Genomic DNA, 21,713 nt, shown 5'->3' on the forward strand with positions numbered 1-21,713 from the left:
TTGTCAATAACCTGTGCAGTTGCCCTATGTTTGTTCAGTAGTTGCTATAAATCAGTCTAAAGGGCTGTAATATGTTGCATAATGCCTTGCCATTGTTGTCACCATAGTATAAGCCATGCCGCAAACATTACCCCAGACAAGTCCTTTAGGTATAAGCCCTGATTTAAGCCTAGATGCAGACTTTGATTTGAATAAGTACCTAGGCGAACTCAAGCTGGAGGTAGAAACTGCCCTCGATGAGTCGATCGCCATTACTTATCCTGAAAAAATTTACGAGTCGATGCGCTATTCACTGCTGGCAGGGGGCAAGCGACTACGACCTATTTTATGTATTGCCGCCTGTGAGATGCTCGGTGGCGATCGCCATGCCGCCATGCCCACCGCCTGCGCGATGGAAATGGTGCATACCATGTCTTTGATCCATGATGATTTGCCAGCTTTGGACAATGATGACTATCGGCGGGGCAAACTGACCAATCACAAGGTTTATGGCGATGATATTGCGATCTTGGCGGGGGATGCCTTACTGGCATATGCCTTTGAATTTATCGCCACCCAGACTAAAAATGTGCCACCTGATCGCATTTTGAAAGCGATCGCCCATCTTGGTCATGCAGTGGCAGCAACAGGGCTAGTTGGGGGGCAGGTCGTTGATCTTGAATGTGAAGGCAAAGCCGATGTGGATGCTGACACTCTGACATTTATCCATATCCATAAAACGGCAGCCCTGCTGGAGTCCTGCGTGATCTGCGGCGCATTATTGGCTGGTGCAAATGATACCGACATTGATCGCCTCTCCGTTTATGCTAAAAATATTGGGCTTGCCTTTCAGATCATTGATGACATCCTTGACATCACCGCCACCTCTGAGCAACTAGGTAAGACCGCAGGCAAGGATCTCGTTGCCCAAAAAGTCACCTATCCAAGCCTTTGGGGAATCGAAACCTCTCAGCAAAAGGCTCTAGAATTGGTGGAACAGGCTAAAGCGCAACTAGTTGGCTATGGCAAATTGGCTATACCACTGATGGCGATCGCCGATTACATCACGACTCGCCAATCTTAAAGCTATCCACAACACCCCACCAAACCTATCCTAGAAATATCCTCAATAACTGCAATTGATATGAACCTCCATCCCGTTGGCGAAATCCTCGATAATCAAGTTCTGCTAATTGCTCTTTGTTCTAGCTTAACCGCCCAACTTCTCAAATTATTTATTGAGTTAGCACAGTTGCGGCGGCTACGATTTAAGGTGCTTTTTGAAACAGGCGGGATGCCTAGCGCCCACTCTGCCTTGGTGTCGGCATTGGCAACAGGCATCGGACGCACCCAAGGTTGGGATACGCCCCAATTTGCGATCGCCACTGTTTTTGCTTTTATCGTGATGTATGACGCGGCGGGAATTCGCCGTGCGGCGGGTAAACAGGCTAAGGTTCTCAATCAAATTATGGTTGAGGTTTTTGAAGAGGAACATGATCCATTAAAGGAATTATTGGGACATACGCCAGCACAGGTAGTTGCAGGCTCTATATTAGGGATTATTTTAATGTGGTGGTTTTTGTAAAGGTAAAGCTATTTAGCAGCTTTTGGTAGTAATCCGAAAGTAGTGAAAAGGCTCAAACGGTTGCAATACGGGAATTATCATCATGTATGAAGTACTAGATAGCGCCAATATAATTTTCTAAAATTTTTATGACATCGCAAGGTGGAGAATTCTTTGCCAATAGAACTCAGATACAGGCACGACTGAGAGACGACTAATCCGAATCAGGTCAAAGCCTTCAAATGCTTGATCTTGTTTGATTTGGGCAAGGGTGACAGGCTGAGGTAATGGCTTTACGGCTTTGACATCCACAACGGCGCGTTTAGGATCATCTAGCTGTGGATCGGCGTAGGGCATTGTGATCACCTCTGCAATTCCCATTGCCCTACGCTCATCGTCTGTATGATAAATCAACGCCAGATCACCAATTTGCATCGTGCGAATATGTTTGAGGGCTAAGTTATTATTTACGCCATCCCATATGGTTTGGCGATCGCGCTCTAAGTCAGCATAGGAATATACATGGGGTTCGCTTTTGAGTAACCAGTAAGCCATAGAGTTGTCTCTTGAGTTTTATATATGGTGAAACCATACAATGCTTTTCACTACATGGTTTTACCATACCTCTCCCCCCTCTTTCCTTTTTTCCTGTGATGCTTGAGCTAAAGCGCTGTACTACAACACTTTGAGAAAAGCTATGCAATATGTAGCCTGATAGTCGCAATAAAGTTACCAAAGTCATTAATATAGACTACTGTGCTGTTTATTTGCCGAATTTGCCACCATGAAACATACTCTCTCCGTCGTTGTCCAAGATGAGGCAGGCGTACTGACCCGTATTGCCAGCTTGTTTGCCCGCCGAGGTTTTAACATCGAAAGCCTAGCGGTAGGAACCGCCGAACAAGATGGATTTACGCGCATTACGATGGTTGTCTCTGGCGATGATCACACGATTGAGCAGATCACCAAGCAGTTGCATAAACTGATTAATGTGATTACCATTCTTGATTTTACTGATATTCCTTGTGTTGAACGCGAGTTGATGCTCGTTAAGGTAAATGCAGCTCCCAATGTACGCTCCGAAATTATTGAAATATCACAAATATTTCGCGCTCGTATCGTAGATGTAGCCGATGACTTCTTGACGGTCGAAGTTGTGGGTGATCCAGGCAAGATGGTAGCAATTTTAAAAATGCTCAATAAGTTTGGCATTCGTGAAATTGCCCGTACTGGCAAGGTTTCTCTGACCCGCGAATCTGGGGTTAATACGGAATATCTCAAAGTTAATCGCGAAGGCATACGCGGCGCATTGTCGAATCTTTAACCCAAAAAAGGTGCAGCATTTCACACTGCACCTTCTTTGATTGAGGGTTTAAGCTAATTTAAAAAACACTTTAAAATAAAGCTTCAATATCTTTACGCAAACCCGCATCTTCAGGAGAAATACTGGAAGGGTAATATTTGACGACTTTACCTTCCTTGTCAACGAGGAATTTGTTAAAGTTCCATTGCACCTGATTACCTGTGGTTTCAGTGAGATATTTGTAGATATCGACCTTATCGCTCCCGCTAACCTTTACCTTGCTAAACATATCGAAGGTTACATCATACTGTAGAGAACAGAAGCTCTTGATCTCAGCTTCGGGGTCTGGTTCTTGTCCGCCAAAGTCATTGCTAGGAAAGCCCAGAATCTCAAATCCCCTGTCTTTATATTCACGATAAAGAGCCTCCAAGCCTTTATATTGTCTGGTGTAGCCACATTTAGATGCAACATTTACCACTAGAGCGACTTTGCCTTTGTATTGTGAGAGATCAACGGGTTGACCATCGATGTTAGTGATCTTGTAGTCGTAAAGTGTGGACATATTTGAGGGTTGTTGTAGTTTAGAAATTGTGGAAAAACATTTATAGATATTTTGCAGCGATCGCATGGCAAGTGTAATTATTTTGATTGGTGTACCTGCAAGTGGTAAATCTAGCCTCGCTGAGCAAATGCTGCGGACCGCAGGTCAGCAAAGTAGTCTTACCTATGGACAAGCTCACCTGATTAGCCCTGATCGCATTCGCGAGCAACTCTATGGTGCGGCGGCGATTCAAGGCAATTGGTCAGAGATCTGGTCAGAGATACAACAAGAATTTGCCTATGCGGCGCGATCGCAACAATCTGTAATATATGATGCCACAAACTATCAGCGTGAGTACCGCAAGGATGTAATAGCCCTTGCTAAGAAACATGGGTTTCAACCAATCACAGGCATTTGGCTCAATGTGCCACTGTGGATTTGTCTATCGCGCAATGAACTCCGCGATCGGGTAGTCCCCGAAGATGTGATCATCGAAATGTATCGCACCATTACCTATACCCCCCCTAGTTTGCCCGAAGGCTTTGATCGCATCCTCATTCAAGATCACAAATCAGATACCACATGGATCGATTGAGATTCGCCGCCCAACAAAACTGGCAACAGTTAAAAATTCAGCACAAAGGGCTGTAGTATTAAAATGTAAGTAATTATTGTGGTCTTAGTGTGTCTAGGCTGCGTCCTACCTAACATAGGCACTAGTACATTTTTTAATCGTTATGCCCAAAGTTCTCGTTTCTGACCCCATCGATCAAGTTGGTATCGATATTCTGTCGCAAGTTGCCACCGTTGATGTAAAAACCACTCTCAGCCCTGAAGAACTAATCCAAGTTCTACCTGAATATGACGCGATCATGATTCGCTCTGGCACTAAACTCACCAAAGAAGCCGTTGAAGCTGGCAAAAACCTAAAAATTATTGGGCGTGCTGGCGTTGGGGTCGATAACGTAGATGTGCCGACAGCAACCCGTATGGGCATTGTGGTTGTCAATTCGCCCGAAGGCAACACGATCGCGGCGGCCGAACATACGATCGCGATGATGATGTCCCTCTCTCGTTTCATTCCTGCGGCTAATGCCTCGCTCAAGGGCGGCAAATGGGATCGCAAGAGCTTTACTGGCGTGGAAGTTTACAAAAAGACTCTCGGTATCCTTGGGCTTGGCAAGATTGGCTCCCATGTCGCTTCTGTGGCTAAGGCTTTGGGAATGCGAATTTTTGCCTATGATCCTTTTTTAACTACCGAAAGAGCCGAAAAATTAGGCGTAAATCTCGTTGAACTAGAAATCCTCCTGCGCGAAGCCGATTACATTACGTTGCACCTGCCCAAAACTAAGGATACGCACCACCTGATCAATGCCGATCGCATCACCATTATGAAAGATGGAGTCCGCATTATCAACTGTGCTAGGGGCGGCATCATTGACGAAGTGGCGATCGCGGAAGCAATCAAGAGTGGCAAAGTCGCAGGGATTGCCCTTGATGTATTTGAGAATGAGCCTTTAGAAGCTGAATCAGGCTTGCGTGAACTCGGCGCAAATGTGATCCTTACGCCCCACTTGGGCGCATCGACAGAAGAAGCGCAAACCAATGTTGCGGTGGATGTGGCGGAACAAATCCGCGATGTATTGCTGGGCTTACCTGCGCGATCGGCGGTGAATATCCCTGGATTGCGTCCCGATGTTTGGCAAAAACTCAAGCCCTATCTGCAACTTGCGGAAATGTTGGGTAACTTGGTTGGACAGTTGGCGGGTGGTCGTGTCGATAACCTTGATGTCAAATTGCAAGGCGAAATTGCCAACAGTGAAAGTCAGCCTGTGGTGGTGGCAGCGCTCAAAGGCTTGCTCTCTCCCGCATTGCGTGAGCGCGTCAACTTTGTCAATGCTAGCATCGAAGCCAAAGAGCGCGGCATTCGCGTTACTGAAACCCGCGATCCTTCCGTTGAAGATTACAGTGGTTCCATTCATCTCACGGCTCATGGTAGCCAAGGTCAACAATCGGTGACAGGTGCTTTGCTTGGCAAATCCGAAATTCGGATTACTAGCATCAATGGCTTCCCCATCAACGTTGCGCCCACCCACTATATGCTGTTGACCCTGCACCGCGATATGCCTGGCATCATCGGCAGAATCGGCTCCCTTTTGGGTAATTTCAATGTGAATATTGCCAGTATGCAGGTAGGTCGCCGCATGGTACGTGGTGAAGCGGTGATGGTACTGAATATCGACGATCCTCTGCCCAGTGGGTTGCTTGATGAGATCGTGCATATCCAAGGCGTTACCGATGCCTTTGTGGTCAAACTATAGATAAAACCCTTTGAGGTGGCGGCGCTTTGCGCCGCCACCTCATTGTTTTTTATGCCCTATAATCAGGATAAATTTACGGATATCACCCATGTCAAAAAAATATATTCCTTCGGAAGAATATCGACAAATGTTAGTCAGGGATGGCGATCGCCGCTTCCAAGAATGGCATAGCCGCTTCCTTGATTACCAGAGGGCTTATCGAGAAGACATGAACAAACGCAGATCTGCTTGACACTCTTTAGCAAGCACAGCGCACTGTGCGGATAGGTCGTATTTATCAGCGCCGTGATTATCCATCCAATATCTCAAAGCCTTGTTACGCACAAACAGAGCAGTACAAATCGCCTCATCAATGAGGTTGTACTGCTCTATTTTGCCTTCTAGTTTTGCTTCGAGAACTAGCATGGATTCGCTTAATCTTATGCTTACTACTGGGTAAATATTGTTGTTTGTGACATAATTTAGAAGAAAAAAGCGAATAAATTCAGAAGAAAGCGAATAAATTCGCTCGTCCGATTTTCATTTCAGGTCTGTTGCCTGCCGCCGAAGGCTAGACGCTGAGCTTTCAATCTCTCGTATTATTTTTGTAATATTTGAGTTAAAAAGTGGCATGGTCATTTTTTAACTCGAATATTACTTTTTTATGGTTTTTTCTTTAATCTTGTTTAGATTTTGCTAGTATTATCCCCATAGGCTTGAGCATTTCCCAAGTTTTCCAAATTAATGTTTAGGGTCAAGCTGCGCTCAAACATTATTTTCAAAAGCAGCAAGACCAACCCATGAATCCTGATTTAGGCTGGCAACCAGAAACGTCTGAGGGGGCTAAGCGCCCCCCCCATTCTCAGTCCATAGTTGAGCAGTTACAAAGCTATCAAAATTTACTAGATGCACTATTGATTTTGTCTAGCTATTTGTGTAATGCTGAAAATGTTAGGGATTGTTTGCAATCAACCTTGACTTTAACGCGCAAAATGTTACGGAGTGATGCTGGCAGCATTTATTTAATTGATCGCTCCACGCCCGTACATACAGTTTGTTTTGAAGTTTCTCAAAATGACTCGCAGCCCGAACGCTCGTTAGTCAATTTTGCTGTTCCCCTCAACAAAGACAGCATTGTCGGCTATGTGGCATTGACAGGCAATCATATAAATCTTGCCGATGTTCATAATTTGCCCAATGATGCTGAATATCGACATCACAAGACCTTTGATGATGATATTGAGTACCATACACGCTCGGTGATCGCCGTGCCAATTTTCAATTCTCAAAATCAAACTATTGGTGTTTTTCAGCTCATCAATCGTAAAGATCAAGATGTTGTGATTACCTTAGATAACGTTAGTGTAGTAACTAAAACCTTTTCCCATCTTGATATGCGAGTTTTGCAGGCGATCGCTTGTCAATTGTCACTGTATATAGAGCGATCGCAACTTTTAGGACAAGCTTTTAAGCCATAGATGAAACTCTAGGCACTGGTTCCATCTGAAATTCGATCGCACCTTCGGCATCGTTGGCGATCGCCTTTAAGCGATCCAACATATCTGTAGTCACATCTTGCCACATCCCACGCTGATTCGCTTCTAGCAAACGTTCTGACATATCTCGCAATGCCCAAGGATTGCTAGATTTAATGAAATTCTGGACTTCAGGATTAAAAATATATGCTTCCGCAACTCCCTCATACATGAAGTCGGAAACGCAGTTAGTCGTAGCATCATAGGCAAACAGATAATCAAGGGTTGCCGACATCTCAAAGGCTCCTTTATAACCGTGACGCATCGCTCCCGCTATCCATTTGGGATTGACGACACGCGATCGGTAAACTCGCGCAATCTCTTCACTCAACTTGCGAACCTTGGGCTGTGCCATGCGTGAATTATCGCCAAAATATACCTCTGGAGCGTTGCCAGATATAGATTTGACAGCCGCTGTCATCCCACCTTGAAATTGATAATAATCATCGGAATCGAGAATGTCATGCTCGCGATTATCCTGATTTTGCAGCACGATTTGCATATTACTGAGCCGTTGGTTAAAGGCTTCAGGAGCCGATTTACCCTCAGATTTGCTGGTGTAGGCGTAGGCACTCCAATTGATATAAGCACGTGCTAAATCTTGCTCACTTTCCCAATTTTGCGATTCGATCAAACCTTGCAAACCCGCACCATAGGCACTCGGCTTGGAGCCAAATACCCGATAACGCGATCGCTCTTGGGCTTGTTCTAACGTTAATCCTTCTCTTTGCCACTGTGCGGATTCGGCTTGAACTTTTGCCGCTAAGGGATTCTGATCGGCAGGTTCATCAAGATTTGCCACAGCATTCACCGCACTATCAAATAGATCGATGAGATTGGGGAACGCATCGCGAAAGAAGCCTGAAATCCTCAAGGTGACATCCACACGGGGACGACCTAAGATCGATAAGGGCAGAATCTCAAAATCCACCACGCGACGCGATACACCATCCCAAACAGGTTGTACTCCCAATAAAGCCAGCGCTTCCGCAAGGTCATCGCCTCCCGTTCGCATGGTGGAAGTTCCCCAAATGGATAGCCCCAAGGTTTGCGGATATTCGCCATGCTCTTGGGTATAGGTTTCAATCAGTACATCCGCAGCCTTGCGCCCAATATCCCAAGCGGTTTCCGTTGGTACTGCCCTAATATCCACCGAATAGAAATTCCGTCCTGTGGGTAACACTTCGGGTCTGCCCCTTGTCGGCGCACCTGATGCACCGCTAGGAACATATTCACCATTGAGTCCGCGTAGAAGATTGGTGATTTCTTGCTTGGTTTTGTAGAGAGATGGCAAAAGGCGATCGCGAATCCATGTTAGTTCTGTTTGAATTGCAATACCCTCATCCCCCAACCCCTTCTCCCATGAGGGGAGAAGGGGAGCAATATTGATTTTCTTGTCCCCCTCTCCCTCCTTGGGAGAGGGGCTAGGGGTGAGGGCATCCACCAACTCCGCCGCATATTCCTCTATAACTTCCACCGCATCGCCAATAATCCGACAATTAGCTAAACGTGGATGTGAACTTGATGGAAGTAACTCGCCTAGATTCGCAGTCAAAGGATCGAAATCTAAACCCCAATCCTGCGCGATCGCTCTAGTCAAACCCATCCGATTAGCCGTAGGATTACGGGCGATCGCCACGACTAAATCCCGTAACTGCCGTCCCTCTGGGCATTGCCCGAAAATATGCAAACCATCCCGAATTTGTGCCTCCTTAATCTCGCAAAGATAGCCATCGGCTGTCGTGAGAATTGTATTTAGCGAATCCTCTAAACGGTCTAGGGAAATTCCTAGATCATGATAGAGATTTTCCTGTTTGATGGTTTCGATGAGGCGATCGCGAATCATGCCTAAACGTGACGGATCGAGGGTTTCCGCTTCGTAATATTCATCAATCAAACCTTCCAATTGTTGCAAACCACCATACAACTCAGCACGAGTCATCGGCGGCGTAAGATGATCGAGAATCACTGCTTGCGATCGCCTTTTTGCTTGAGAACCTTCCCCAGGATCATTGACGATAAAGGGATAGAAATGGGGCATCGCACCAAAGGCTGCTTCAGGATAGCAATTTTCTGACAGAGCCACACTCTTCCCAGGGAGCCATTCGAGATTGCCATGTTTGCCGATATGGGCGATCGCATGGGCGCTAAACTTGTCGCGCACCCAATGATAGAAAGCCATATAGTCATGGGTTGGCTCTAAATCGGGCGCATGGTAATTGAGTGTAGGATCGAGGTCGTATCCCCGTGATGGTTGAATACCGACAAAAATATTACCAAACTGACAACCAGCGATCGCAAATTCCTTCTCACATTTCGGCTGATTCCATCTTATCTGAATTCCATTTTGGACGGGTTCAGGCAAACTCTGGAAATAGTTTTGATAATCTTCTAAAGGTAGTGATTGATTAATCTGACGCATTCCAAAGGATTCGCGATCGTTGGTTACACCTGTGGTTAACAACTTCATCAGTTCATTACTAGTTTCAGGAATCTCACCAACGCTATAGCCTGAACTTCGCAAAGCCTTAAGAATCTCTAAACAACTGGCTGGCGTATCTAACCCAACTCCATTGGCTAATCTGCCATCACGGTTAGGATAGTTAGCAAGGATTAAAGCAATTTTGCGATCGCTTACATCCGTATACTTTAGCTGTATCCATTTCGCCGCTAGATCCGCCACAAAATTAATGCGCGATCGCACGGGTTCATAGGTCAATACTTCTGTTTGCAAGGCAAGATTCTGTCCCTGCATCGCTTTAAAGGAAACTGCCCTCGTAATAATCCTGCCATCAACTTCAGGCAAAACTACATTCATCGCCATATCGCGAGGGTTTAGCCCCTGTGTGCCATTTGCCCAAGTTTTCTTCAGTCCACCACTAAAAATCACCTGAAATACTGGCACATTCAAAGATTCCCAAAGATCGACTTGCGGCGTATCCGTTTTTAAACTTGCCAAAGAGAAGCTAGTCGTATTTAAAATCACATCCACTTTTTGCCCAGATTCAGGCAAGCAATAGCGAATTAATTCTGTTTGCACATCAGGTTCTTTGAGGGATGAAACATAGATAGGAATAGGGGTGAGATTACGTTCGGTTAAGGCTTCACATAAAGCTGCGATCGCCCCCGTATTACCCGATAAATAATGAGCGCGATAAAAAAGAATTGCTACTAATCCTAGATCCCCCTCAATCCCCCTTAAAAAGGGGGAAGAAGAAAATTCTCCCCCCTTTCTCAAGGGGGGCTGGGGGGGATCAAATTCTCCCCCCTTTCTCAAGGGGGGCTGGGGGGGATCAAATATCCCAATCCGAGGCACTGATTGCGGAATTGCATATTCTATCGCTATCTCTAAAAATTCCTTAGCAACAAACTTCAATAAATTCTGGTAATTAGATATTCCTGCTTCGATAAAATATTGCCAAGCCTGATTTACCAAAGTTAGCGAAGTTGTGGAATGGCTCGTTAAGCTCGGATCAGGACGCTCATCCCCTGGTAATACGATCAAAATTGCGCCCGTATTTGCCACAGTTTCCTTAACTACCTCCAAGCCATAGCTCCAGTAAGACTGTCCCCCAATTAAGCGCACAATAATGACTTTGGCTTGCTCTAGCACCTCTTCGGCATAGGTATCGATCGCAATTTGTTGCTGCAATTGCAAGACATTCACCACCCGAATTTGCGGAAAATCTTCAGGCAAGTTGGCGGTAGCCGCCGCGAGGGTTTGGATATCCGTATCCGCAGCCGTGATGATCACAATCGGTGCAGGTTGCTGATCTACAAAAACTACGCTGTCGGTGGACTGGTTCCAGCCCCCTGAAATAGTAACGATACGGTGCATATGTGATCCAACTGGCAATGACTAGGACTTACCATTATGCCTAAAAAACCGTATTCTCATAAAAATCGGCAAATTTATCCTCAAACTTAACGCTCGTTAATTGGCAGTTGTCTTCCTCTCTGATATAGGACTGCAAAACCCAAAGTCCATCAGCATTACGGCGAAAGCAATTTTTGACTAGCTTGCATTTTTACGCCACCCTTGGGCGCAAGGGTAACACCTCGGCGCTGGGGCTTTACAGGCTGATTGTCCAAGAGGGTCAGTTGATAGTGACGCAAAATTGTGGCAAGGATGATCTTCATCTCAAACTGGGCAAGCGCTTCACCAACACAGCGCCGCACTCCACCACCAAAGGGCATAAACTCATAGGGGGAAAACTGGCGTTCTAGAAAGCGTTCAGGTTTGAATTTTTTCGGTTCGGGATAGAGATCTTCACGCTGATGTAATAGATAGATGCAACCCATCACAATATCATTGCATTCTAGTTGAACATCCAAAATTGTGGCTGACTCAGCGACAACTCGCGGAAATGTGAGCATGGCAACGGGATGAACTCTCAAGGTTTCGTTGCAAACGGCGGTTAGGTATGGCAGTTTAAAAATGCTCATCCAATCCTGATCACCTTGATCGCTCTTTGCTTGCGCTGCTAGTTCATGGAGTAATTTTGATTTTACTTCTGGCGATCGCTCAATCCAATACAAAGCCCAAGATACAGCCGTAGCCGTAGTTTCATGTCCTGCAAATAATAGTGCCATCAATTCATCTCTTAGCTCCATATCACTGAGAGCATTGCCATCGACATCAGTTGACAACAGCAGCATTGTTAAAATGTCAGTACGCTCTGGCTCAAGATTTGCCCTGCGATCGCTGATTTCGGCGTAAATGAGTTTATCAATTTGCTCTCTTTGGGCGACAAAGTTACCCCAAGGACTCCATTTGCCCAAATCCTTTTGCAAAACGGGAAAGAATAACATCGCTGAGGTGAGCGGTGAGTTAAATAATTCTGTCAAGTTGCTAATTAGCTCCCCTAGCTTTTGGAGGCGATCGCCTTCATAGAGACCAAATACCGTTTGCAAAATCACCTGCAAAGAAATATTTTGCATCACATCCCTTACTGCAAAGGATCGCCGTGCAAGCATTGGCTCAAAACTTTGGCGGGTTAATTTGGCGATCAATTCGCCATAGTGCTGCATTCTTGAACCATGAAAGGCGGGCATGACTAACTGACGGCGTTTTTTGTGGCGATCGCTACTCAGCGTAATTACCGAATTGTTCCCGACAATCGGACTCAAAATTGTATTTAAGTCCCCAGGGGCAGTAAATTGCTTGCGATCGTTAGTCAAAATTTCTTGAATTGCCTGCGGCTCATTGACAAAGAACACCTTGCCCCAAGCCTGGGCGATTTCCGAAGAAAATATATCTGGATACTTTTGGGCTGCCTTCTCCATGTAGCCAATTGGATCGGCGACCCACTGAACTTGTTGCCAAAATTGTGCAGATTCCACTGCTGGGATCGATTTGAGCATAATGATGTTGGTGTTTAATTAAGCGTAAAATATTGTTATTTGCGCTTAAATACTATTTATACAGTTATTCTAAATCATGCGCCAACAACTAGCCCTTGCGATCGCCGCCTATATTGGCACTATGACCTATTTGAGCCACTGCTGTGGTCATAGTCTTTATGCCAATGAGCAGAAGAGGCGATCGGCGGCAGATTTGGAGATTGACCGTCAGATTATTGATCGCAGCCCTGTACTTCAGCGCTGGCTAAATAGTCCCCCCGATCTCCTTGATGATATTTACAACTCCCCTAGTTTTGATTCTAAATTGCGAATTGGCATCACCTCGCGCAATCATTCCCTTGGTTTAGAATTAGGGATTGAGGATATTTTTATAGGAAAGTTGCCTGTCACCTTCAATGCGAATGTGCAAGCCGAATTAAGCGGTCGGGAGAGTGAAATAAATGCCAACTTCCGTTATTATCTGCTACCCCTTGGCTCCTATTGGAATGTCGCGCCTGTTGTTGGCTATCGGCAATTCAATCAATTTGAGCGTCCACAAATTTCTGGTTTAGATGTGGGTGTGCAAGGTATATTAGTACTTTCGCCGCAAAGCTCTGACCTGCGTTTGAGTCATACATTCACATCTCCCCAAAGCAACCTAGAGATGAGTATAACCACGCTATCCTCTAGCTATGCCCTTACCAATAATCTGCGCCTTGGCACAAAAATAGAATGGCGGCGATCGCCTATTATTTACGATAGTCGGGTCGGCTTCCTGTTAGAGCTGACATTATAATTTGCCCTATAATTGCTCAATATCTTCAAATAACAGCATTAAATCTATGGCGATCGCATTTAGTAAATATCACGGCTTGGGCAACGACTTTGTATTAATTGACAACCGTCATAGCCCTCAACCAATCCTCACCCCCGAACTCGCGGTGCAATGGTGCGATCGCCATTTTGGTATTGGGGCTGATGGGGTCATTTTTCTATTAAAAGCCGATCATAATGCCGAGAATAACGAATATCGGATGCGAATCTTTAATTCCGATGGTTCCGAACCAGAAATGTGCGGTAACGGCATTCGTTGCCTTGCCAAATTCATGCAGGACTTAGGTATAGCCACCGTTGCAGGCAAATATCAAATTCACACAGGTGCAGGCTTGATCGTGCCACAAATGGATAATGATGGGCAAGTAACCGTTGATATGGGCAGACCATTTTTACCAGCCGCCGAAATTCCTACCACTCTCGGACAGCCCGATCAGCCTGTGGTTAATATGCCCCTTTCAGTGGATGGTAGAACCTGGAATGTGACCACCGTCAGCATGGGTAATCCTCACTGTATTACCTTTGTCGATGATGTGGCGCATATTGCTCTTGCCGAAGTTGGCGTACTTTTTGAACACCACCAAGCATTTCCCAAGCGCACCAATACGGAATTTGTAGAAGTGGTTAGCCGCGATTATTTAAAAATGCGGGTATGGGAACGCGGTGCAGGCATAACTCTTGCCTGTGGTACAGGAGCCTGTGCAACAGTGGTAGCAGGGGTGTTAAACAATCTCTGCGATCGCCGATGCACGGTTAATTTGCCTGGGGGCGATCTGCTAATTGAATGGGTTGCTGACAGCGATCGCTTGTTGATGACAGGTCCAGCCCAGTTAGTGTTTGCAGGGACATATAGCGCTGGGTGATTGGTGATTGGTGAATTTCTGATTTCTAGTTAACTAGTCCCGATCGCAGGGCAACTACTGCCGCTTGTACGCGATCGTCAACGGATAGCTTATTCATGATGCCGCGTACATGGGTTTTGATGGTGTTGGGACTCAGATAAAGCACTGCGGCAATTTCAGGGTTGCTTTTGCCTTCCACAATCAATTTTAAAACTTCCAATTCTCTCTGCGAGAGATGACCAATATTTTCTGAATGGGCAGGAGGTTTGAGGTGATCCATCACTTTTCTTGCAATTTGCGGGTCGAGATAGGTTGCCCCATCTTTGGCTGCCGCAAATGCTGCCATGAGGCTATCAGTGCTAGTTCCCTTTACACAATAGGCATCTGCACCACTAGATAAGGCGGAAATAATTTCTGTGTCGTCTGTGTGCGAACTCAACATGACAATGTGGGTATTGGGCAGGACTTGTTTGATCTTTTGGGTTGCAGAGATCCCATCTAGGCGCGGCAGTCCAATATCCATAACCACAATGTCGGGCTTTAGTTCCTGTGCCATTTTCACACCAATAAATCCATCGCCCGCCACGCCCAAAACTTGAATATGGGGATGTTTCGAGAGAGACTGCTCTAGACCTAGTTGAATCAATGGATCATCTTCAACGATGAGAACCTTGAGGGGAATGTGGGAGAGATTTGTTGTTGTTTCCACAGGACTATTTTCGTTTCGCGTGATTTTGGAGTTATTATAGCTGTAAGTACCCAGATCGCCGACTTTTTCTTGGCTATCATTCTTAGTAATTACAGTGCGGTTCTATCAAGTTCAAAAAATGTCGGCGATCGCTACCTCTAGATTTTTGTTGCAAAAACTAATGAATGATAATGCATGATCATGAATGATTTTGATTTGGTGAAGGTCGAACAGCTAATCGCCGAGGGATATATCTCTAAGCGATCGCATTCTAGTGGTGATTTGTTTATTTATAATTACACCGCTAAGGCGCAGTACGATCGCCTCTGGACACCTGAAACTATGCAATGTCGCGGCTTGATCCTAGATCGTGATGGCGCGATCGCCGCTAGACCCTTGCCCAAATTTTTTAATTTGCAGGAATATCAGGGAAATCTGCCTGCGGAACCCTTTGATGTGTATGAAAAACTAGACGGCTCCCTTGGTATTTTATATTGGCATCAGGGGCAGCCTCATATTGCGTCAAGAGGTAGCTTTTATTCAGAGCAGTCAATTAAGGGCGAGGCAATTCTGCAAGCTAAGTATGCAGAGGCGATCGCCAAGCTAAATCCATCTTTAACCTATTTATTTGAAATTATTTATCCCGCCAATCGCATTGTTGTTGATTATGGCAGTTTAGAGGCTTTGGTGTTGCTAGCGGTGCTAGATACAGCATCGGGTACAGAATATGCCATTGAGGAGTTTGCCGATTTGGGATTTCCCTTAGCTAAAAAATATGATGGACTGCAAGATATCGCCGCGATCGCCCAACTCAATGAGCAGAACCAAGAAGGTTTCGTAATTCGCTTTGCCAGTGGCTTGCGCTTAAAGTTTAAATTTGCTGAATATGTGCAGTTGCACCGTGTCCTCACACAGGTAACGAGCCGTGTAATTTGGGAAATGCTACGCGATCGCACCCCCTTTGAGGATATTTTAGAACGGGTTCCTGACGAATTTTATAACTGGGTTAAGGAAACTAAGGCAGATTTAATTGCTCAATATGCAGCCATCGAATCTCAAGCTAAAGCAGACTTTGAGCGAATCATTGCCTTTGTGGATCGCGGCGATCGCAAAGAAATGGCAAAACACATTCTCACCTGCAAGCACCACACAATTTTATTTTCATTACTCGATCAAAAAGACTATAGTGACTATATTTGGCGCACAATTAAACCTGCCCATGAAAAACCATTCATGGATGATGAATCCTAGAAAGGAGGTTAATCCCTATGTCTATCAAAGTTTATGGCATCCCCACCTGTGGAACTTGTAAAAAAGCGATCGCTTGGCTGGATGCCCAGAATATTAACTACGAATTTATCAACGTCAAAGATTACCCGCCCACTAGAACCATGATTGCAGAGTGGGTAAAGGCTTTAGGAGAAAGATCAATGCGAAATACCTCAGGACAGTCTTACCGATCTCTCGGCTCCGAAAGAGAAACATGGTCACATATTCAATGGATCGAATCCTTTGCCAAAGATGCCATGCTATTAAAGCGACCTATATTTGTCAAAGATGGCATAGCGATCAGCGTAGGATTTCGCAATCCCGATGAAATGCTTAGCAAGTTGCAGTTAACGCTTTAGAACGATGTTTTTTTTGAATGGTGGGTCTATATTGGAAGCCTATTAATTCATACCCCCAACATCCCATCAGGTAATAAACCTATGAACCAAAGACTAAAACGGTGGGAGTCCCCCCGCAGCGAAGGTCGAAATGACAAAGGCAAGGGTGGCTCGGCAAGGCAAAGGCAAAAGAAAAAGCAATTTCAAATGCTTCGCAAAAAACTAAAAGGAGATGGCGCATCTATGTCATCTCCTTTTTTTATAGCACTTTGCGCTCAAGTTAAAACCAATAGTCGCGGCGAAGCAGCGCTTGTTAGTTTTAACTATTTGTTTTGAACTATTTGTAAGTTGCCACAGGAACTTGCTGAGCAAATTCGGCAGCATCACCCACCTCATGGAAGCTAGTCTCACCAAAAATTGCCGACTCAAATTTGTAATGCTTAAATTCCAAAATATTACCTGAGTGATCTGCCAAGAAAAAAGTACGATGCTCTAAAGGCGTATCCACAAAGCGCACCTTAGGTTTTTGGTAAAACTTCAAACGCTTATCATGAACTTTTTCTAAGAGCGCCATCCAGTTATTCTCTGAACAAAAGACCAGCCCAAAATGTCGGGGATAAATACCCTTCTGAGAATCTTCAGCATCATGGACAACATGGGCAACCAACTGGTGTCCATACAAACTCATGATCAGCGAGTCTTGAGACTCGCGTCCTGCCAAACAGCCCAACCCATCAATATAAAAAGCCTTAGTACTAGCAATATCTTTAACTGGAAATGCGAGGTGGAAGAGGATCTTATTGGTCATGGTGCAGTATTTTCTAGCATAAGTTTGGTGCGCTTGAGCTTGTCAGGAACATCGATAGGATATTTGCCTGTAAAGCAAGCTGTGCAAAAATGCGAGGTATCAATCTGGGTCGCCTTTAACATCGCATCATGGCTAAGATACGCCAGCGTATCTACCTCAATCTGTTTAGCGATCGCCTCTACAGAAAGGTGGGAAGCAATCAGATGATCTTGCGAATCGGTATCAATACCATAAAAGCAGGGATGAGTCACAGGGGGTGAAGAAATACGCATATGTACTTCCGTTGCTCCCGCCTCACGCAATGCCCTTACTATTTTACGGCTCGTGGTTCCCCTTACGATCGAATCATCGATCACAATTACCCGTTTATCCTGCAAAACATCCTTAAGGGGGTTGAGTTTCATGCGAATGCCCGACTCGCGCATCGCCTGTGTCGGCTGAATAAAAGTCCGCCCCACATAACGGTTTTTGATCAACCCCTCAGCATAGGCAATGCCAGATTCGCGGGAAAAGCCGATCGCCGCAGGAATGCCCGAATCAGGTACACCAATTACAATATCGGCATCCACAAAACTTTCTTTGGCAAGTTCACGCCCAATTCGCATCCTGTATGTATAAAGACTTTCGTCGTGCATAACGCTATCAGGACGCGCAAAGTAAATCATTTCAAACACACAAAGCTTAGGTTGCGCCTCTTGCCATTGCCATGACTGCAAACCATGCTCCGTTGTGATGATTACCAATTCACCTGGCATAACTTCGCGCACATATTCTGCACCAATGATATCTAAGCCACAGGTCTCTGAAGACAGCACATAGGAGCCATCAGGAGTTTTGCCAATTACCAATGGGCGGACACCATAGGCATCCCTAGCGCCAGCGATCGCATTGGGCATCGCCATTACCAAACTAAAAGCACCACGACAACGCCGCAGCGCCACAATGATTGCCTCTTGCCAATCCTTGCCATCTTCAACCGCCTCCGAAACCGCAAAAGCAATCCCCTCCGAGTCAGTGGTGGACTCAAGAGCATGACCTTGATCCGCAAGTTCACCGCGCAACTCTGTGGCATTAACCAAGTTGCCATTGTGCGCTAGGGCAAAGTCACCAAGGCGGGTTTCCACCACAATGGGCTGGGCATTGCAAACCTTACTCGAACCTGTGGTCGAATAGCGGTTATGCCCGATCGCTAAAGCACCCTTGAGTTCATTTAAAATAGTTTCATTAAAAACCTGCGAGACTAACCCCATCGCCTTATGGGTATGTGTCCGTCCCTGTGCATCATAGACCGTAATACCTGCTGACTCCTGACCGCGATGTTGCAGGGCATAGAGTCCAAAGTAAACTAGCTTAGCGATATCCCCCTCTGCGGCTAAAACCCCAAATACACCGCAGGCTTCTTGGGGCTTATCAAACTCAAAGTTGTCATCTTGATTAGGCGTTTCATGTATGGGATGGTCAGAATTGTCTGGCAACATAGCTGTCATACGCAGTACTTAAAATGTGGGCAAAAGAGAAAAGCCTATGTTTAAATCCTATCAGTGTTAAGCATTTCTTAACCAAATTTAGTCGTAAGTGCCAATTTTGATCCTCAACAACAATATTCAGTTTGGGATCAGTTTGGGGCAATTTTGATTTTTGGGGCAGATGGCAGTGCCTAATCTCTGATTTGCAATAAAAATTATAGAAACTTAATATAACTCATTTATTCTTCTTATAGGTTTGGTGACAGTCTGACCTGTAAACTTAGTTAAGCCAAGGACAAAATAGCTAAGCCATTTTTGCCCTTGAAAAATCTTGCTCTAGAAAAAAACTAGAACACGAAAAAAAACTTAATATTTATAAGTATTAGAAAAATTAACTAAGGATTCCTAAACATGGATAGTACAATCAGCCTTGAGATTATCGAGGTCGTGGAACAGGCAGCGATCGCCTCTTCCAAATGGATGGGCTTGGGCAAAAAAGATGAAGCCGATGAAGCGGCTGTTGAGGCAATGCGTGAACGCATGAACAAAATTCATATGCGTGGACGCATCGTAATTGGTGAAGGTGAGCGTGATGAAGCGCCCATGCTCTATATCGGTGAAGAAGTTGGCATCTGCACTCAAGAGAATGCCGCCGAATTCTGCACCATCGAAGAATTACAAGAAATTGATATCGCCGTTGACCCCTGCGAAGGCACAAACCTAGTCGCCTATGGTCAAAATGGCTCTATGGCAGTTTTGGCAATTTCTGAGCGTGGTGGTTTATTCCGCGCCCCCGACTTTTACATGGACAAGCTCGCTGCGCCACCTGCGGCAAGAGGTCATGTTGACATTCGCAAAACCCCTACCGAAAACCTCAAGATCCTTTCAGAATGTCTCAATCGCTCCATCGAAGAATTGGTGGTTGTGGTTATGGATCGTCCTCGCCACAAAAAGTTGATTTCTGAAATTCGCGCTGCGGGTGCAAGGGTACGTTTGATCAGTGATGGTGACGTATCGGCAGCAATTTGCTGTGGTTTCTCTGGTACAAATATTCATGCTCTTATGGGTATTGGCGCGGCTCCTGAAGGTGTCATTTCTGCTGCCGCAATGCGCTGTTTGGGCGGTCACTTCCAAGGTCGTTTAGTCTATGATCCAGACGAAGTGAATACCCCTGAAAGTGCAAAGTGGACTCGTGAAGGGAATTTGGCGCGTCTCAAGGAAATGGGTATCGAAGACGGCGATCGCATTTACAACGCTGAGGATCTTGCCTGTGGTAAGGAAGTGCTATTTGCAGGTTGTGGAATTACTCCCGGTACTTTGATGGAAGGTGTACGCTTCTTTAGTGGTGGTTGCCGTACTCAGTCTTTGGTTATTTCTACCCAAACCAAGACTGCCCGTTTTGTCGACACAATTCACCTCACTAGTGACAAGCCCAAGGTAATTAACCTGCGCTAATTCTCTAACTACAAAGTGGCGGTGCCATTTTTAGTTTTTAAAAACAACCAAAACAGAAAGTGTAGCAAAACTGCGCTTTCTGTTTTTTATGGGTTCATACTCCCGTACAAGTGAAGAATTAGACGTAAGCCTTGTCAGACAAGATGTCTGACCCACAAAAGCAGAATCTTTGTGGAACGGGCTTCTTGCCCGTTTATGGTTAAGATTTGTCTGTCAATTAGGTTATCTACCTTTAAACGAAGAAATTTTGCGCCGTGTCATTCAAGAGGAACTTCTTGTATTAGTTAACTCCAAAGTGGGGGCTTGAAAAAGTAAATTATAAATTAGCAGATCGCCCCTCTAAAAATCAACCAAACAGCGATCGCCTATCCATTCTCATAAACAGCGATCGCCCATCACCTAAAAACAACTAAACAGCAAAAAGAGAAACCGCCATAAAGATGATGCAAATAGGAATGAATATTGATCAAATCTGCCAAGTTCTCAATCTATCAATTGAGGAAATAAATCTACTGATAGGCGAAACTGAGTAAATATGATTTTTGATGTGCGATCGCCATGAGGGGCTATTTCCGTTTGCCCCCCTCTCACAAACCAACAACCCCGAAGAAACTCTGAGGCAAGTAGCCAAACAAATTGAACAAATTACCGATAACCAATTACGAGGCAACGTTGCCGCATCTACCGCTATAATATCAGGTATAGCCCTAAATAAAGAAATCATCCAAAGACTTTTGAGGAGCGAAATCATGGAAGAATCAGTTATTTATCAAGAAATCCTACTGGAAGGTAAAGCTGAAGGTAAAGCTGAGGGTATTGCTGAAGGTATCGCTAAGGGCAAAGCTGAGACGGCGAGCCAGATTGCGCTAAACATGATGCGTTCCAATGTATCTATGGAATTAATTGCTCAATTTACAGGACTGACACTCAAAGAAGTTCAAAAGTTACAAAAAGTTTCTGCTCAAAAATTGAAGACACCAAAATCATCCAAACCAAAGCGATCGCCAAAGCCTTAATTTATGTATGGTTAGCGCGATCGCCGATCCAGTAAGCCGCATTAATCAAACGTAACTCACCTTATTTTTCTGAAAGGTGACACGAATAGTGATTGCCACGATCTAAAAAAGCTAAAATAACAACAGACCATGATCATTACTTGACTATGAACTAACTAAAAATCCTTACCGAATATCCCGATCGCCATCCTCCAAAACACAATCCGTGCTGAAATCCTACGAATGGAACAAGGCAAAAAACAGATAGAAAAGCGCGATCTAACAATAGACTTGTCGGGAAATAAAAGAAAGGTATAGAGGCAACTTCACATTTATTTCTGCACTTCAATCCATTAGTAAATACTAAAGCCATAAGTTCAATAAGTTGAAGCATAACCAAGGTTTGATATCGGTTATCATCATCCCAATACGCAAAAAAAAAGATGATAAATA

General features: G+C 45.0%; 22 protein-coding genes and 1 pseudogene. 14 read left to right on the forward strand and 9 right to left on the reverse strand.

The features are described 5' to 3' along the window. The first annotated feature begins 115 nt into the window (after positions 1-115). Both crtE and H6F44_RS05905 read left to right on the forward strand, forming a co-directional pair. The gene (gene crtE, locus H6F44_RS05900) at positions 116-1,063 is read left to right on the forward strand and encodes a geranylgeranyl diphosphate synthase CrtE (protein WP_190350028.1); all 948 of its coding nucleotides are present in this window, start codon (positions 116-118) and stop codon (positions 1,061-1,063) included. A gap of 60 nt (positions 1,064-1,123) precedes the next feature. After that, positions 1,124-1,564 (forward strand): divergent PAP2 family protein, encoded by a 441-nt coding sequence (locus tag H6F44_RS05905; protein WP_190350029.1) that lies wholly within the window; start codon positions 1,124-1,126, stop codon positions 1,562-1,564. A 126-nt stretch (positions 1,565-1,690) separates the two neighbouring features. Here H6F44_RS05905 and H6F44_RS05910 read toward each other — a convergent pair whose 3' ends face one another. Next, entirely contained in the window at positions 1,691-2,098 is a 408-nt protein-coding gene (locus tag H6F44_RS05910; RefSeq protein WP_190350030.1) for an EVE domain-containing protein, read from the reverse strand. A gap of 229 nt (positions 2,099-2,327) precedes the next feature. On the opposite strand from H6F44_RS05910, the gene ilvN reads away from it, so the two are divergent. Then, positions 2,328-2,867: an acetolactate synthase small subunit gene (gene ilvN / locus H6F44_RS05915; protein WP_190350031.1), complete on the forward strand. Its 540-nt coding sequence runs from the start codon at positions 2,328-2,330 to the stop codon at positions 2,865-2,867. Positions 2,868-2,937: 70 nt separating this feature from the next. On the opposite strand, the gene H6F44_RS05920 is transcribed toward ilvN, so the two are convergent. Further along, the gene (locus H6F44_RS05920; RefSeq protein WP_190350032.1) at positions 2,938-3,408 is read right to left on the reverse strand and encodes a glutathione peroxidase; all 471 of its coding nucleotides are present in this window, start codon (positions 3,406-3,408) and stop codon (positions 2,938-2,940) included. Between the two features lie 64 nt (positions 3,409-3,472). Here H6F44_RS05920 and H6F44_RS05925 point away from each other — a divergent pair, with 64 nt between their 5' ends. The 3 genes from H6F44_RS05925 (at position 3,473) to H6F44_RS05935 (ending at position 5,940) form a co-directional block, all read left to right on the forward strand. After that, positions 3,473-3,982, forward strand: a complete 510-nt coding sequence (locus tag H6F44_RS05925; RefSeq protein ID WP_190350033.1) for an AAA family ATPase — start codon at positions 3,473-3,475, stop codon at positions 3,980-3,982. Positions 3,983-4,124: 142 nt separating this feature from the next. Continuing rightward, positions 4,125-5,708, forward strand: coding sequence for a phosphoglycerate dehydrogenase (serA, locus tag H6F44_RS05930; RefSeq protein WP_190350034.1), 1,584 nt, complete (start codon positions 4,125-4,127; stop codon positions 5,706-5,708). Between the two features lie 88 nt (positions 5,709-5,796). Beyond that, positions 5,797-5,940 carry a hypothetical protein gene (locus H6F44_RS05935; protein ID WP_190350035.1) on the forward strand — a complete coding sequence of 48 codons (144 nt, stop codon included), beginning with the start codon at positions 5,797-5,799 and terminating at the stop codon, positions 5,938-5,940. Between the two features lie 2 nt (positions 5,941-5,942). Here H6F44_RS05935 and H6F44_RS05940 read toward each other — a convergent pair. Then, positions 5,943-6,113 (reverse strand): annotated as a pseudogene (locus H6F44_RS05940) (RNA-guided endonuclease TnpB family protein); the annotation flags it as partial. A 374-nt stretch (positions 6,114-6,487) separates the two neighbouring features. Between H6F44_RS05940 and H6F44_RS05945 the strand changes: the two are divergent. Beyond that, positions 6,488-7,165, forward strand: a complete 678-nt coding sequence (locus tag H6F44_RS05945; protein ID WP_190350036.1) for a GAF domain-containing protein — start codon at positions 6,488-6,490, stop codon at positions 7,163-7,165. Here the strand turns inward: H6F44_RS05945 and cobN are convergent. Beyond that, positions 7,155-11,060, reverse strand: a complete 3,906-nt coding sequence (gene cobN / locus H6F44_RS05950; protein WP_190350037.1) for a cobaltochelatase subunit CobN — start codon at positions 11,058-11,060, stop codon at positions 7,155-7,157. The two genes, H6F44_RS05945 and cobN, sit on opposite strands and share 11 nt — an antisense overlap. 155 nt (positions 11,061-11,215) lie before the next feature. Next, complete coding sequence (locus H6F44_RS05955; RefSeq protein WP_190350038.1) at positions 11,216-12,586, reverse strand: cytochrome P450; 1,371 nt, start codon at positions 12,584-12,586, stop codon at positions 11,216-11,218. Positions 12,587-12,662: 76 nt separating this feature from the next. On the opposite strand from H6F44_RS05955, the gene H6F44_RS05960 reads away from it, so the two are divergent. Together H6F44_RS05960 and dapF are read left to right on the forward strand one after the other, a co-directional pair. Further along, positions 12,663-13,361, forward strand: coding sequence for a hypothetical protein (locus H6F44_RS05960; RefSeq protein ID WP_190350039.1), 699 nt, complete (start codon positions 12,663-12,665; stop codon positions 13,359-13,361). A 46-nt stretch (positions 13,362-13,407) separates the two neighbouring features. Continuing rightward, entirely contained in the window at positions 13,408-14,262 is an 855-nt protein-coding gene (gene dapF / locus H6F44_RS05965; protein WP_190350040.1) for a diaminopimelate epimerase, read from the forward strand. Between the two features lie 25 nt (positions 14,263-14,287). Here dapF and H6F44_RS05970 read toward each other — a convergent pair whose 3' ends face one another. Continuing rightward, the gene (locus H6F44_RS05970; protein WP_190350041.1) at positions 14,288-14,950 is read right to left on the reverse strand and encodes a response regulator transcription factor; all 663 of its coding nucleotides are present in this window, start codon (positions 14,948-14,950) and stop codon (positions 14,288-14,290) included. Between the two features lie 180 nt (positions 14,951-15,130). Here H6F44_RS05970 and H6F44_RS05975 point away from each other — a divergent pair, with 180 nt between their 5' ends. From H6F44_RS05975 to H6F44_RS05985, 3 genes are all read left to right on the forward strand, one after another. Continuing rightward, positions 15,131-16,180, forward strand: coding sequence for an RNA ligase (locus H6F44_RS05975; protein ID WP_190350042.1), 1,050 nt, complete (start codon positions 15,131-15,133; stop codon positions 16,178-16,180). 17 nt (positions 16,181-16,197) lie between these two features. Further along, positions 16,198-16,557 (forward strand): Spx/MgsR family RNA polymerase-binding regulatory protein, encoded by a 360-nt coding sequence (locus tag H6F44_RS05980; RefSeq protein WP_190350043.1) that lies wholly within the window; start codon positions 16,198-16,200, stop codon positions 16,555-16,557. Positions 16,558-16,638: 81 nt separating this feature from the next. Beyond that, positions 16,639-16,872, forward strand: a complete 234-nt coding sequence (locus H6F44_RS05985; protein WP_190350044.1) for a hypothetical protein — start codon at positions 16,639-16,641, stop codon at positions 16,870-16,872. Between the two features lies 1 nt (position 16,873). Here H6F44_RS05985 and H6F44_RS05990 read toward each other — a convergent pair whose 3' ends face one another. After that, complete coding sequence (locus H6F44_RS05990) at positions 16,874-17,344, reverse strand: VOC family protein (protein ID WP_190350045.1); 471 nt, start codon at positions 17,342-17,344, stop codon at positions 16,874-16,876. Further along, a complete protein-coding gene (purF, locus tag H6F44_RS05995) occupies positions 17,341-18,822 on the reverse strand; it encodes an amidophosphoribosyltransferase (RefSeq protein WP_190350052.1) in 1,482 nt (493 codons plus the stop codon). Before purF ends, H6F44_RS05990 begins: the two co-directional genes overlap by 4 nt. Before the next feature lie 399 nt (positions 18,823-19,221). Between purF and glpX the strand changes: the two genes are divergently transcribed. Beyond that, positions 19,222-20,265 carry a class II fructose-bisphosphatase gene (gene glpX, locus H6F44_RS06000; protein ID WP_190350046.1) on the forward strand — a complete coding sequence of 348 codons (1,044 nt, stop codon included), beginning with the start codon at positions 19,222-19,224 and terminating at the stop codon, positions 20,263-20,265. Between the two features lie 545 nt (positions 20,266-20,810). Further along, complete coding sequence (locus tag H6F44_RS06005) at positions 20,811-21,281, forward strand: RpnC/YadD family protein (RefSeq protein WP_242016456.1); 471 nt, start codon at positions 20,811-20,813, stop codon at positions 21,279-21,281. Between the two features lie 151 nt (positions 21,282-21,432). On the opposite strand, the gene H6F44_RS22955 is transcribed toward H6F44_RS06005, so the two are convergent. After that, a partial coding sequence (locus H6F44_RS22955; RefSeq protein ID WP_206754443.1) for a hypothetical protein occupies positions 21,433-21,713 on the reverse strand: 281 nt, incomplete at its 5' end.

Origin of the sequence: Pseudanabaena cinerea FACHB-1277 (genome assembly GCF_014696345.1) — a bacterium.
Taxonomy (GTDB): Bacteria; Cyanobacteriota; Cyanobacteriia; order Pseudanabaenales; family Pseudanabaenaceae; genus Pseudanabaena; species Pseudanabaena cinerea.